This window comes from Terrabacter sp. AAH1 (assembly GCF_054456855.1).
In genome coordinates, this window is sequence record NZ_JBTJJV010000001.1 from 630,847 (window position 1) to 643,877 (window position 13,031).

Sequence of the window (13,031 nt, forward strand, 5' to 3'; positions counted from 1 at the left end):
CGCGACCGACGGCCGGTCAGCGCACGATGACGCCATCGATCGGCCTGGGCCACCTGCGGGTCGTCGGGTTGGTCCGCGTCAGAGCAGCACGACGGTCCGGTTGCCGTGCAGGATGACCCGCCCCTCGCAGTGCCACTTCACGGCGTTCGACAGGGCCCGGCACTCGGTGTCCCGTCCCGCGGCCACGAGGTCCTCGGGTCCGAACGAGTGGTCGACCTCGCGCACCTGCTGGGAGATGATCGGGCCCTCGTCGAGCTCGCTGCTGACGTAGTGCGCCGTCGCGCCGACCGTCTTGACGCCGCGCTCCCACGCCTGGTGGTACGGCTTGGCCCCCTTGAAGCTCGGCAGGAACGAGTGGTGGATGTTGATGGCCCTTCCGGTGAGCTGCTCGGTGAGGTCGTCGCTGAGGATCTGCATGTAGCGCGCGAGCACGACGAGCTCGATCTCGAAGCGGTCGACGAGGTCGAGCAGCCTCGCCTCCGCCGCCGGCTTGGTCGCGGCAGTGACCGGCACGTGGAAGAACGGGATGCCGTGCCACTCGACGAGCGCTCGGTGGTCGGGGTGGTTGGACACGACGGCAGCGATCTCCATCGGCAGCTCCCCGACGCGGGAGCGGAAGAGCAGGTCGTTGAGGCAGTGCGCGAACTTCGACACCATGACGAGGACCCGCCGCTTCGCCGAGGCCTCACGCAGCTCGAAGCGCATGCCGTGCCGCTGCGCCACGGCGGCGAAGGCCTCGCGCAGGGCGTCGACGCCCGGGTCGGACTGGTCGCCGGCGATCGCGAAGTGCACGCGGAGGAAGAAGTGCCCGCCGCGTACGTCGTCGAACTGCTTGAGCTCGTGGATGTCACCGTGCTGGTCCATGAGGAAGCCGGACACGGCATGGACGAGGCCGGGGGCCTCGGGGCAGTCGAGCGTGAGGACGTAGCCCACCTGCTGGGTGACGGCACTCGTGACGGTGCTCATGCGAGACTCCTCTCGTGGACGGGCCTGACGGCCCGCGTGTCAGCACTCGATGACGTTGACGGCGAGGCCACCTCGCGACGTCTCCTTGTACTTGATCTTCATGTCGGCGCCGGTCTCGCGCATCGTCTTGACGGCCTGGTCGAGGGTCACCTTGTGCTCCCCGTCGCCCTGCATCGCGAGCCGCGCCGCGTTGACGGCCTTGACCGAGGCGATGGCGTTGCGCTCGATGCAGGGGATCTGCACGAGGCCGCCGACCGGGTCGCAGGTCAGTCCGAGGTTGTGCTCGATCCCGATCTCGGCCGCGTTCTCGACCTGTTCCGGTGTGCCGCCGAGCACGGCGCACAGGCCCGCTGCCGCCATCGAGCAGGCCGATCCCACCTCGCCCTGGCACCCGACCTCGGCGCCCGAGATCGAGGCGCCCAGCTTCACGATGATGCCGACAGCCGCTGCGGTGAGGAGGAACTCGACGATCCCGTCGTCGTCGGCACCGTCGACGAAGCGGGCGTAGAAGTGCAGGACGGCGGGGATGATGCCGGCGGCCCCGTTCGTCGGCGCGGTGACGATGCGACCGCCGGAGGCGTTCTCCTCGTTGACGGCCAGGGCGTAGAGGTTGACCCACTCCATGGCCCACAGCGGGTCGGGCATCGCCCCGCCCGTCGCAGCTCGCATGTCTGCCTCGTGGCGTCGGAGGCGGTCGCGCAGCTCCGGCGCCCGGCGACGCACCCGCAGGCCGCCGGGCAGCGTGCGCTCCTCGCGGGCGCAGCCGCTCTCGACGCACTCCTGCATGACGCCCCAGAGGTGCAGCAGCCGCTCGCGCACCTCGTGCTCGGGACGCCAGGCACGCTCGTTGGCCATCATCACGCCGGCGATCGACATCCCGGTGGCGCGACAGCGCTGGAGCAGCTCGGCCCCGGTGCTGAACGGGTGCGGCAGCGGGGTGGTGTCGGTGACGACCCGGTCCGCACCGATCGCCTCGTCGTCGACGACGAAGCCGCCACCGACCGAGTAGTAGGTGCGAGCACGGAGGGAGCGCCCTGCCTCGTCGAAGGCCTCGAAGGTCATCCCGTTGGGGTGTCCCGGCAGCGCGCGCCGACGGTGCAGCACGAGGTCCTCGTCGGGGTCGAAGTCGACCCGGTGGGTGCCGTCGAGGGCGAGCTTGCGGTCGGCCCGGACGGCCTCGACCCGCACCACCGCGTGCGACGTGTCGACGGTCTCGGGGTCCTCACCCTCGAGCCCCAGCAGGACGGCGCGGTCGGAGCCGTGCCCGTGGCCGGTCGCGCCCAGCGACCCGTAGAGCTGCACCTGCACCCGCGCCGTCCGGTCGAGCAGGCCCGAGTCGGCCAGCCCGGCGGCGAACCGCCGGGCTGCCCGCATCGGACCCACCGTGTGCGACGACGACGGCCCGATCCCCACCGAGAACAGGTCGAGGGCGCTGAGCGACATCAGCGGTACTCCCGCATCCCGTCGAGCAGCCAGCGCACCACGTGCGTCGCGAACGAGGCGCGCGGCATGACCCGCCACGTGTCCTCGCCCGTGCGCCACAGGATGACTCCGGTCGAACCGAGCAGGGTCGCGACGGCCGCCCCGACCGGGAACACGCGGGGGTGCAGGTCGAGTTCACAGCTCTTCTCGAGCACGGACCGTGCCCGTGACCCGGACAGCTCGAGCGTCGTGCGGTTGGCCGACACGTCGACCGCCTGCCCGCGCTCGGAGCCCAGGGCCTCGGCCAGCCCGCCGGCATACGCCTCCGGGGAGACGCCGCTCTCGGCCTCGTCCGGGCCGACGGCCAGGAACTCGTCGGGCGAGAGCCAGAGCACGGCGAGGCCGTTTCCGTCTCCGGCACCCGCGACCTCGCCGACGCGTGTCGGCAGGTCCAGGCCGAGCGTCTCGGTGAGGGAGCCGTCACGACCCGGCGTCGCGCGGATCGCGACCTGGGTCAGGAACGGGACCTCGCGGAGTCGCGCCGCCGCACCGGACCCGCGCCGCATCTCCTCATCGAGTCCCTGAGCGGGGCTGCGTCGCAGCGCGAGCACCCGGGCCCGGTCGACCGGCGGCACGTGCACCGCGACCTCGACCGTGGTGTCCTCCGGTGCCGTCATCGTCATCGTCTGCTCAGCCATCTCGCCTGGCCCCTTCCTTGTCGTAGAGCACCGCGTCGGCCACCTCGACCTCGGCGAAGCGTCCTTCGAAGGACGCGATGAGCGTCTGGCCGATCCGGTCCCGGCCGGCCTTGACGAGCGCGAGGCCGAAGGATCGGCCGAGCGCCTGGGAGTGGTAGCTCGACGTGACGTGACCGAGCATCGGGATCGGGCGCGAGGGCAGGCCCTCACCCGTGTAGTCGCCCAGCGCGCCGGGCTCGACGAGCTGCGCGCCCTCCGGCAGGCGCAGGCTCCGGTCGAGGGGCAGCACGCTGACGAGCTGCTTGCGGTCCGCGGCGCGGTGGGAAGACCTCGAGTAGGAACGGTTGCCGACGAAGTCCTTCGTCGTGGAGACGATCCAGCTCATCCCGAGGTCCTGCGGGGTCACGGTGCCGTCGGTGTCCTGACCGACGATCGGGTACGCCTTCTCGGCCCGCAGCACGTGCATCGTCTCGGTGCCGTAGGGCGTGATGTCGAAGTCCGCACCGGCCTCGGCGACGTCCTCCCACACCTGCAGGCCGTACCAGGTCGGCACGTTGATCTCGAAGGCGAGCTCACCCGAGAAGGTGATGCGGCAGATACGTGCCGGGATGCCCGAGGCGAGCACCGTCTCGCGGAACTCCATGAACCCGAAGCCTTCTCGCGTCACGTCGAGATCGGGCGCCATGCGCGCGATGACCTCGCGCGACCGGGGGCCGACGACGGCGATCGTCGACCACTGCTCGGTCACCGACGTGCACACGACGTCGAGGTCGGGCCACTCGGTCTGCAACCATTCCTCGAGCCACTCGAGCACGCGGGCGGCTCCGCCGGTCGTCGTCGTCGCGAAGTAGCGGTCCTCCGCCAGGCGCAGCACGACGCCGTCGTCGAACACCATGCCGTCGGGCTTGCACATGACGCCGTAGCGAGCCTTGCCGACGGCGAGCTTCTTGAACGCGTTGGTGTAGAGACGGTTGAGGAACTCCCCTGCGTCGCCGCGGATCTCGATCTTTCCGAGCGTGGTCGCGTCCATGAAGGCGACGCCCTCGCGGGCTGCGCGGCACTCGCGGGCCACGGCGGCGTCCATGTCCTCGCCCGGGCGGGGGTAGTACCACGGCCGCTTCCACTGGCCGACGTCCTCGAAGAGCGCGCCGTGCGCCTCGTGCCACGGGTGGATCGACGTCGTGCGTGCGGCGTCGAAGAGGTCGCCACGAGAGCGACCGGCCAGCGCTGCGAAGGCGACCGGGGTGAACGGGGCCCGGAAGGTCGTGTTGCCGATCGCGCCGGGCGTGGGCCGTGCCGCGCCCGCGGCGGGACCACCTGCGGTCTCGTCCTGGCCGGGCTGGCCGGGCGGGATGGCACGCGTGTCGTCACCCGACAGCACCCGCGTCAGCAGGCCGATCGTGTTGACCGCCCCGATCCGGCCCTGGTCGACGCCGGTGCTGATCGACGTGTAGCGCTTGACGTGCTCGACCGAGCGCATGCCGGCGCCGGTGGCGCGCAGCACGTCGGCGGCCGTGTTGTCGCGCTGCAGGTCGACGAAGTGCGTGGCATAGCCGCCCTCGCGCCCCTCGACGACCCACAGCTGACGGGTCCGCCCGGCGCGGGCGACCCGCTCCTCTGCGACGGCGTCGGCCCCGATCGCGGTGCTGCGCGATGCGGCCGAGAACCCTGCGGCGCGGGCTGCAGCGAGGCCTGCGGCATCACCCTCGGCCCGGCAGCCGTCGGTCCAGTACGTGCCGCGAACAGCACCGGCCAGGTGCTGGTTGCGCACGGCCGCGGCGGGCACGAAGCCGGCGAGGTCGTCGTCCCAGTGCAGCGCGCCCTGGCGCTGGCTGTGGAGGCTGACGTTGGGCGTCCAGCCGCCGGAGACCGCGACGAGGTCGCAGACGACCCGCTCGGCGTCGCCGACGAGAGCGCCCTCGGCGTCGATGCGAGCGACCCAGGCGCCCTCGACCGACGCGTCCCCGTCGATGCCGACGACGGCGTATCCGGTTCGCACCCTGAGGCCGGCGGCCTGCGCGGCCGACGCGACGACCGGGCTCGCGCCCTCGTCACGTGCGTCGAGGACCTGCACGGATGCACCCGCCTCGAGCAGCGCGTGCGCGGCGGCGTAGCCGGAGTCGTTCGTCGTCACGACGACCGCCTCGCGGCCGGGCAGCGCGGCATACCGACGCACGTAGGTGGTGACGGACGACGCGAGCATCACACCGGGAACGTCATTGTCGGCGAAGACGATCGGCCGCTCGAAGGCTCCGGTGGCCAGGACGACCTGGGCGGCCGTCACGTGCCAGATGCGCTGCCTCGGTATGCCGTCGCGCGCGGTCCCGTCGAGGTGCTCGGCGCGCTTCTCGACGGCGATGAGGTGGTTGTTGTCGTAGCTTCCGAAGGCGGTCGTGCGGATGAGGACGCGCACCTCCGGTGCGGCCTCCAGCTCGGCGCGGACCTGCTCGACCCACTGCGCAGCGGGCACGCCCTCGACGACCTCGGCGGGCGAGGCGAGGAGGCTGCCACCGAGGCGGAAGTCCTGCTCGAGGAGCACGACGCGCGCGCCGGTCGCTGCGGCAGCCCGCGCGGCGGCGAGGCCCGCGGGGCCGGCACCGACCACCGCGACGTCGGCGTGGACGTGCATCTTGTCGTACTCGGCGGGGTCGGGCTTCTGGTCGAGCACGCCGATGCCGTCGAGCAGGCGCACGTCCAGGCCGGGCACGAGCTCGAGGGTGGTGGCCGGGAGCATCGACTCGTCGTGGTCGCCGTGGACGAGCACGAACGCGTTCGGCTCCTCGACGCCCGCGGAGAGGATGCCGCGCGGGCGGCCGCGGTAGATGGAGTCGCCCACCCGTAGCCGGCCGTTCGCGACGAGGGCAGAGGCGACGGTGTCGCCTGCGAAGCCCGTCAGGGTGGCGCCGTCGACGACGAGCACGACGGGCGTGGAACGGTCGATGGCCCCACCGGCGTCGATGCGCCGGGTCTGGTCGGCTGCCATGTCAGGCTCCCTTCTGGGTCTCGGAGCGGGTCTCGCCGGTGCGGTAGACCGCCGAGATCTCGTAGGTGCGGGTGTCGCGGACCGCGTTGAACCACTTGCGGCAGCCGGCGGAGTGGACCCACCGCTCGGCGTAGTCGCCCTTGGGGTTGTCGCGGTAGAAGAGGTACTGCGCCCACTCCTCGTCGGTGAGGGCGTGCGGGTCCTCGGGGTAGGCGACGTGCGCCTGGCCGCCGTAGCCGTACTCGGTCTCGGGGCGGGGCCCGCAGTTCGGGCAGTCGATGATGAGCATCGGGGTCTCCTTGCGTGACGGTCAGTGGGCGACGGCTGCGGCGCCGTGCTCGTCGATGAGGGCGCCGCTGACGAAGCGGTCGAGGCCGAAGCCCCGGTTGAGCTCGTGCGGCTCGTCGGTGGCGATGGTGTGCGCGTAGGCGAAGCCGGCTCCGGGCACGGCCTTGAACCCGCCGGTGCCCCAACCACAGTTGACGTACATGCCGTCGACGGGCGACCTGCCCATCACCGGCGAGGCATCCATCGTCACGTCGACGATCCCGCCCCAGGTGCGCAGCAGGTGGGCGCGCGAGAAGGCGGGGAAGAGCTCGACGGCCGCCGACATCTGGTGCTCGATGACGTGGAACGAGCCGCGCTGGCCGTAGCCGTTGTAGGAGTCGATGCCGGCCCCCATGACGAGCTCGCCCTTGTGCGCCTGCGACACGTAGACGTGCACGTGGTTCGACATGACGACGGTGGGGTGGATGATCTCGTGCAGCTCGGAGACGAGGGCCTGCAGGGGGTGCGACTGGATCGGCACGCGGAAGCCGGCGAGCTCGGAGAGCACCGAGGTGTGCCCGGCCGCGCACAGCGCGACCTTGCCCGCGTTGATGCGGCCCCGGCTGGTCTCCACGCCGGTGACCCGCCCGCCGTCGATGACGAAGCCCGTCACCTCGCAGTTCTGGATGATGTCGACGCCGAGCTCGCTCGCGCGACGGGCGTAGCCCCAGGCGACCCAGTCGTGCTTGGCGATGCCGGCGCGCGGCTGGTACGTGCCGCCCATGACGGGATAGCGGATGTCGTCGCCGATGTTGATGATCGGGCACAGCTCCTTGACCTGCTGGGGGTCGACCCACTCGGCGTCGACGCCGTTGAGGCGGTTGGCCTCGACGCGGCGCACCGAGTCGCGCACGTCCTGCAGCGTGTGGGCGAGGTTGAGCACGCCGCGCTGCGAGAAGAAGACGTCGTAGCCGAGCTCCTCCTCGAGGTTCTCCCACAGCTTGAGCGAGTGCTCGTAGATCGCGGCCGACTCGTCCCACAGGTAGTTGGACCGGATGATCGTCGTGTTGCGGGCCATGTTGCCGCCGGCGATCCAGCCGCGCTCGAGCACGGCGACGTTGGTGATGCCGTGCTTGCTCGCGAGGTAGTACGCGGTCGCGAGGCCGTGGCCGCCGGCGCCGACGATGACGACGTCGTAGCTGCGCTTCGGCTCGGGGTTGGCCCAGAGGAAGTCCGGGTGCTCGGGGAGCTCACGCTGGTTCATGGTCACTGCACCTTCTCGAGGGTCGGGTAGAGGGGGAACCGGGCCGCGAGGGCGTCGACCCGCTGTCGCAGCGCGGAGAGCGTCGCCTCGGAGCCGTCGCCGGCGAGCGCCGTGGCGATGACGTCGGCGACCTCGGTGAAGGCGGCCTCGTCGAAGCCGCGGGTGGCGAGCGCCGGCGTACCGATGCGCAGGCCCGACGACACCATCGGCGGGCGCGGGTCGAACGGCACGGCGTTACGGTTGACGGTGATGCCGACGGAGTGGAGGAGGTCCTCCCCCTGCCGGCCGTCGAGCTGCGAGTGGCGCAGGTCGACCAGGACGAGGTGCACGTCGGTGCCACCCGAGACGACCCCGATTCCCGCGTCGGTGACGTCGGGCCGGGTGAGGCGCTCGGCGAGGATCGACGCGCCTGCGAGCGTGCGCCGCTGGCGGTCGCGGAACTCGTCGCCCGCGGCGACCTTGAAGGCGACGGCCTTCCCGGCGATGACGTGCTCGAGCGGGCCGCCCTGCTGGCCGGGGAAGACGGCGGAGTTGATCTTCTTGGCGATGTCGGCGTCGTTCGTGAGGATGATGCCGCCACGGGGGCCACCGAGCGTCTTGTGCGTCGTCGACGAGACGACGTGGGCGTGCGGCACCGGAGACGGGTGCAGGCCGGCGGCGACCAGCCCTGCGAAGTGGGCCATGTCGACGAAGAGGTACGCGCCGACCTCGTCGGCGATGCGCCGGAACGCCGCGAAGTCGAGGTGCCGCGAGTACGCGGACCAACCGGCGACGATCATCTTCGGCCGGTGCTCCTTGGCCAGCCGCGCGACCTCCGTCATGTCGACGACGTGGGTGTCCTCGCGTACGCCGTAGGCCACGACGTCGTAGAGGCGGCCCGAGAAGTTGAGGCGCATGCCGTGCGTCAGGTGACCGCCGTGGGCGAGGTCGAGACCGAGGATCGTGTCGCCCGGCGTGAGCAGCGCGTGCATGACGGACGCGTTCGCCTGGGCCCCCGAGTGCGGCTGGACGTTGGCGTGTGCCGCCCCGAAGAGCGCCGTGACCCTCTCGATCGCGAGCGACTCGACGACGTCGACGTGCTCGCACCCGCCGTAGTAGCGGCGACCCGGGTAGCCCTCGGCGTACTTGTTCGTCAGCACCGAGCCCTGCGCCTGCATGACCGCGAGCGGGGCGAAGTTCTCCGAGGCGATCATCTCCAGGGTTCCCTGCTGGCGCCGGAGCTCGGCCCCGATGGCGGCGGCGACCTCGGGATCGAGCTGCTCGAGGTCCTCGTCGAGCAGCGTGCCGGCGGCGGTCGGGGTGATGGTGAGCTGGGACATGAAGCCCTCCGGAAGTTGATGTCCTTGTTGTCGATGACTGATATATCATCGGGATCGCAATAGTATGTTTGCCGGGACGGGTCGTCAACGGTCTGTCCGGAAAGATCGACGATGTCGACCACACACCGTGGCCACCGACCGGGAGGAACCATGACCTTGACGGCGCCGGCACTGGCGTACGGCTCACTCGCCGAGCAGGCCTACCACGTGCTGCGCGACCGGCTGGTCATGCTCGACATCGCACCCGGCGCCCCGATCAACGAGGCGCAGCTGGGCAGCGACCTCGGCATCGGCCGCACCCCGATCCGCGAGAGCCTCAAGAAGCTCGAGCTCGACCACCTCGTCGTGTCCTATCCGCGGCGGGGCACGTTCGCGACGCAGGTCGACATCACAGACCTCGCCGCGATCTCCGAGATGCGCCACGTCCTCGAGCCGCTCGCCGCGCGGCGGGCCGCTCTGGTCGCGCGCGCGGACATCCGTGCCGAGCTCGCCGAGAAGGCGCGGCAGATCGGGTCGATGGGCGACGAGCCCGAGGACAAGCGTCCGCTGATGGAGTACGACATCGACGTGCACCGGCTCATCTACCGCGCCGCCGAGAACCCCCACCTCGAGGAGACCCTCGTCCGGCTCGACAACCTGGCGACGCGCATCTGGTGCCTCGTGCTCGAACGGCTGCCGTCCGTCTCGGAGCACATCAAGGAGCACGTGGCCCTGCTCGAGGCGATCGTGGCCAAGGACGCCGACCGCGCCGCCGAGCTGGCCGCGTCGCACGTCGAGCACTTCGAGGAGGCGGTCCGCGCCGTCCTCTGACGGCCCCGCCCAGCCGGCCGGCACCGCGGTCAGGAGCGCAGGTCGTCGCGCAGCTGGGCGCCTCCGCGCACGAGCCGGAGCGCGAGCGCCAACGCCGCGAGCTGACCCCGCCCTCGCGGGTCGCCACCGAGCACCTGGAAGATCCGGCGGAGCCGCTTGTGCAGGGACTGCCGCTCGAGGAAGAGGAGCTGCGCCGACTCGGTCGCGTTGCAGCCGGTGGAGATCCACACGTCGAGGGTGCGCACCAGCTCGCCGCCGGACCGCTGGTCGAGCCGCACCAGCTCACCGAGCGCCTCCTCGACGAGGGCGTCGACGACACTGCGCGACAGCGACCTCTCGGCCATCCGCTCCACGAGGTAGTCGGACGCGTCGTGGACGGCGGCCGTGCCCTTCGCCGACCGGCCGAGGCGCCACGTCGCGCGCGCCTCCGCGAGGGAGAGCGAGGCCTGCCGCACGGTCGGGGCCGTGGGGCCGAGTGCGCCCGTCAGACCGGTGCCGGCGATCGCGGCCCGCAGCGCCGTGAGAGCCCGCGCCCGCTCGGCCTGCGTCGCTGCCTGGAGCGGCATGAGGATCTCGAGCCAGTCCGCGTGGGCGACGACGAGCGAGGCCGGCAGGGCACGGCGGGTGCGCTGCTCCGTGTCGATGCGCCCGTCGGCCGGGCGCCGCACCACCGCCATGACGAGGGGCCGCTCGGGGTCGATCCCACCCGCCTGGCACAGCTCGAGGAGGCGCTCACCTCCCCCGCCGGCGCCGATCAGCCGCACGAGCTCGTCCTCGGCGAGCCTGACCAGGCTGGGCCGGCTGTGCCGGGCGAGCGCCAGCGCGACGATGCTGCGCACCCTGGCGAGCACCGTCTCCAGGGTCTCCCGGGTCTGCACGTCGGCCACCGGGCTGCCCAGCAGCTCGAGGTGGGCGACCCCGATCCCGCTGACCGACAGCTCGACCCCGAGCGGCTCGGCCTCCGCGTCCGGCTCCGGACCGGCCTGCCCGAGCAGGCCGCCGCGGGTGTCGAGCACCCGTACGTGGACCCCGAGCGTCTCGGCGATGACGCCCAGCAGCGGCTCGAGGGCCGTGCCGGAGCTCGCGAGCCGCTCCGTGAGGGCCTGGGAGAGCTGGTCCGCGACGCGGAGGGCTGCCACCTGCGCCGAGACGATGCGGCGGTTGACCTCCTCGGCCACCTCGACGAACGGGACCACCTGACGCAGCTCCAGCAGCGGCAGACCGGCCTCCTCGGCGGCGGCGACCAGCTCGGCAGGCAGGTGCCGGCCCGACCCGGCCGTCTCGACGGCGAGCGCGGCGACGCCCCGTGACGCGAGGCTCCAGACGTACTCCACCTGGGCCGCGGGCTTGAGCGCGAGCAGCGCGACCCCGCCGGTGAGCAGCAGCTCGCCGCCGGACAGCAGCGGCGCGATCTCGAGCACCTCGCTGGAGTGCACCCACCGCACCCGGGCCGTCCCTACGCCGCGCTGGGCAGCGACCACCTGCGGCGCGCCGGGGGCGAGGGCGCCACTGTCGAGGATCTCGCGCAGCAGAAGGGACATAGCAGTCACCCTCGCAGTGGTGGTGACACTTTGTCACCTGGTCGGGCCGTGAGAGGAGACAGTGTGAGTCTGGAAGGGACGGAAGGCAGATCCTACCGTTGTCGCAGCCGGCCATTCATCCTCAGGGGTTTTCAACGACGAAAGCAGTCCCCACATGAGCCTTTCCACCAAGAGTCACTCGGAAGACGTGACCCATTCCGTAGAGGACGTGCTCCAGCCAGTGCCGGAGTCCGCCCGAACGACCAAGGTCTCCGGACAGTTCTGGATCTGGGCCGGGGCGAACGTCGCTCCGATCAACTGGATCCTCGGCGCGCTGGGCATCCAGCTCGGTCTCGGCTTCGCCGACACGATGACGGTTCTCGTCGTCGGCAACATCATCGGCATGGTCGGGTTCGGCTTCTTCGTGCTGCTCGGGCAGAAGACCGGCGCCACCGGCATGCTGCTCGCCCGCGGTGCGTTCGGCCGGCGCGGCGCCTACCTCCCCGCCGCCATCCAGGCCGTCGTCGCGGTCGGGTGGTCGGCCGTCAACACGTGGGTCATCCTCGACCTCGTCATGGCGCTCTTCGCCAAGATCGGCTGGGTCGACCCGGACGCGTCCAACCTCGCCTGGAAGATCGGCGTCGCCGCCGTGATCATGAGCATCCAGGTCGGCATCTGCTACCGCGGCTACAGCGCCATCGCGAAGTTCGAGCGCATCACGATGCCCCCGACGATCCTCGTCCTCGTCGTCATGTCGGTCATCGCCTGGACCCAGCTGCCGATCGACTGGGGCTACGCCGGCCCTCCCGGGAAGGTGCTGACCGGCGGAGAGCGGTGGGCCGCCATGTCGGGCATCATGACCGCGATCGGGATCGGCTGGGGCATCGGCTGGTTCACCTACGCGCCGGACTACTCGCGGTTCGTCTCCAAGCGCATCCCGCCGTGGAAGCTCTACCTCACCTCGGTGCTCGGCCAGTTCCTGCCCGTCGTCTGGCTCGGCGTGCTCGGCGCCAGCCTGGCGACGATGCACGGCACCGCCGACCCCGGTGAGCTCGTCGTCAAGAGCTTCGGCGCGATGGCGATCCCCGTGATCCTCCTCGTGATCCACGGACCCATCGCGACGAACATCATCAACCTCTACACGTTCGGCGTCGCGTTCCAGGCGCTCGACATCCGCATCGGCCGCAAGAAGCTCTCGGTCATCGTCGGCTGCCTGTCGATGTGCGCCGTCATCGGCTTCCTCTTCGCCGAGGACTTCGCGACGCTGCTCGACGGCTGGATCATCGCCATCGCGGCCTGGGTCGCGACGTGGGGCGGCATCATGGCCGTGCACTACTTCGTCTTCGAACGCCGCCACAAGACCTTCGGCTACCTCTTCGTCAACCCGCGCGACACCCGCCTCAAGGCCGTCAACTGGGCGGCGATCGTCGCCTTCGTCTGCGGCCTCTTCATGACGTGGGTGTTCATGTACGGGGGTCTCCCGGCCTTCCAGGGCCCGGCGGCGACGGCCATGGGCGGCGTCGACCTGTCGTGGCTGGCGGGCACGCTGACGTCCGGGCTGCTCTACCTCGCCCTCGGCTACCCGCGCTTCCGCGACCGCATCCACCACGGCGTGCCGCTGGGCATCAGGACCGACCTGGCCGACGAGGACTACCTCCGCGACCACGGCGACGCGTGCGCGCACGACGCAGACCACGCGTACGCCCCCGGCCGACCGGCCACGACCCCGACCGAGGTCTCTGCGCCCGCGCACTGACCCCCCGTCACCGGCGCGCGGTGGGT

General features: G+C 71.4%; 10 protein-coding genes. 2 read left to right on the forward strand and 8 right to left on the reverse strand.

Going from position 1 to position 13,031, the window contains the following annotated elements; genetic code table 11:
- Positions 1 to 78 precede the first annotated feature (78 nt).
- Genes purU through glyA form a run of 7 tightly spaced genes read right to left on the reverse strand, consistent with a single transcriptional unit; the run spans position 79 to position 8,919 of the window.
- Positions 79 to 966, reverse strand: a complete 888-nt coding sequence (gene purU, locus ACXR8F_RS02995) for a formyltetrahydrofolate deformylase (protein WP_458798664.1) — start codon at positions 964 to 966, stop codon at positions 79 to 81.
- Positions 967 to 1,005: 39 nt separating this feature from the next.
- The gene (locus ACXR8F_RS03000; protein ID WP_458798665.1) at positions 1,006 to 2,409 is read right to left on the reverse strand and encodes an L-serine ammonia-lyase; all 1,404 of its coding nucleotides are present in this window, start codon (positions 2,407 to 2,409) and stop codon (positions 1,006 to 1,008) included.
- Positions 2,409 to 3,086 carry a sarcosine oxidase subunit gamma gene (locus tag ACXR8F_RS03005; RefSeq protein WP_458798666.1) on the reverse strand — a complete coding sequence of 226 codons (678 nt, stop codon included), beginning with the start codon at positions 3,084 to 3,086 and terminating at the stop codon, positions 2,409 to 2,411. The genes ACXR8F_RS03000 and ACXR8F_RS03005 overlap by 1 nt, the downstream gene beginning before the upstream one ends.
- Complete coding sequence (locus ACXR8F_RS03010) at positions 3,079 to 6,069, reverse strand: FAD-dependent oxidoreductase (protein WP_458798667.1); 2,991 nt, start codon at positions 6,067 to 6,069, stop codon at positions 3,079 to 3,081. Before ACXR8F_RS03010 ends, ACXR8F_RS03005 begins: the two co-directional genes overlap by 8 nt.
- Before the next feature lies 1 nt (position 6,070).
- Positions 6,071 to 6,358 carry a sarcosine oxidase subunit delta gene (locus ACXR8F_RS03015; RefSeq protein WP_045191418.1) on the reverse strand — a complete coding sequence of 96 codons (288 nt, stop codon included), beginning with the start codon at positions 6,356 to 6,358 and terminating at the stop codon, positions 6,071 to 6,073.
- A 21-nt stretch (positions 6,359 to 6,379) separates the two neighbouring features.
- Positions 6,380 to 7,600: a sarcosine oxidase subunit beta family protein gene (locus tag ACXR8F_RS03020; RefSeq protein ID WP_458798668.1), complete on the reverse strand. Its 1,221-nt coding sequence runs from the start codon at positions 7,598 to 7,600 to the stop codon at positions 6,380 to 6,382.
- A 2-nt stretch (positions 7,601 to 7,602) separates the two neighbouring features.
- Complete coding sequence (gene glyA, locus ACXR8F_RS03025) at positions 7,603 to 8,919, reverse strand: serine hydroxymethyltransferase (RefSeq protein WP_458798669.1); 1,317 nt, start codon at positions 8,917 to 8,919, stop codon at positions 7,603 to 7,605.
- 150 nt (positions 8,920 to 9,069) lie between these two features.
- Between glyA and ACXR8F_RS03030 the strand changes: the two genes are divergently transcribed.
- On the forward strand, positions 9,070 to 9,729 hold the full coding sequence (locus tag ACXR8F_RS03030; RefSeq protein WP_458798670.1) for a GntR family transcriptional regulator: 660 nt from the start codon (positions 9,070 to 9,072) through the stop codon (positions 9,727 to 9,729).
- A gap of 29 nt (positions 9,730 to 9,758) precedes the next feature.
- Here the strand turns inward: ACXR8F_RS03030 and ACXR8F_RS03035 are convergent, their stop codons facing one another.
- Positions 9,759 to 11,270: a PucR family transcriptional regulator gene (locus tag ACXR8F_RS03035; RefSeq protein ID WP_045191415.1), complete on the reverse strand. Its 1,512-nt coding sequence runs from the start codon at positions 11,268 to 11,270 to the stop codon at positions 9,759 to 9,761.
- 154 nt (positions 11,271 to 11,424) lie between these two features.
- On the opposite strand from ACXR8F_RS03035, the gene ACXR8F_RS03040 reads away from it, so the two are divergent.
- Complete coding sequence (locus ACXR8F_RS03040) at positions 11,425 to 13,005, forward strand: purine-cytosine permease family protein (RefSeq protein WP_458798671.1); 1,581 nt, start codon at positions 11,425 to 11,427, stop codon at positions 13,003 to 13,005.
- Positions 13,006 to 13,031: the final 26 nt, after the last annotated feature.

Bases quoted from the DNA above. Each gene is read 5' to 3' on its own strand.
- purU (WP_458798664.1), bottom strand. From the start codon at position 966: ATGAGCACCGTCACGAGTGCCGTCACCCAGCAGGTGGGCTACGTCCTC.
- ACXR8F_RS03000 (WP_458798665.1), bottom strand. From the start codon at position 2,409: ATGTCGCTCAGCGCCCTCGACCTGTTCTCGGTGGGGATCGGGCCGTCG.
- ACXR8F_RS03005 (WP_458798666.1), bottom strand. From the start codon at position 3,086: ATGGCTGAGCAGACGATGACGATGACGGCACCGGAGGACACCACGGTC.
- ACXR8F_RS03010 (WP_458798667.1), bottom strand. From the start codon at position 6,069: ATGGCAGCCGACCAGACCCGGCGCATCGACGCCGGTGGGGCCATCGAC.
- ACXR8F_RS03015 (WP_045191418.1), bottom strand. From the start codon at position 6,358: ATGCTCATCATCGACTGCCCGAACTGCGGGCCCCGCCCCGAGACCGAG.
- ACXR8F_RS03020 (WP_458798668.1), bottom strand. From the start codon at position 7,600: ATGAACCAGCGTGAGCTCCCCGAGCACCCGGACTTCCTCTGGGCCAAC.
- glyA (WP_458798669.1), bottom strand. From the start codon at position 8,919: ATGTCCCAGCTCACCATCACCCCGACCGCCGCCGGCACGCTGCTCGAC.
- ACXR8F_RS03030 (WP_458798670.1), top strand. From the start codon at position 9,070: ATGACCTTGACGGCGCCGGCACTGGCGTACGGCTCACTCGCCGAGCAG.
- ACXR8F_RS03035 (WP_045191415.1), bottom strand. From the start codon at position 11,270: ATGTCCCTTCTGCTGCGCGAGATCCTCGACAGTGGCGCCCTCGCCCCC.
- ACXR8F_RS03040 (WP_458798671.1), top strand. From the start codon at position 11,425: ATGAGCCTTTCCACCAAGAGTCACTCGGAAGACGTGACCCATTCCGTA.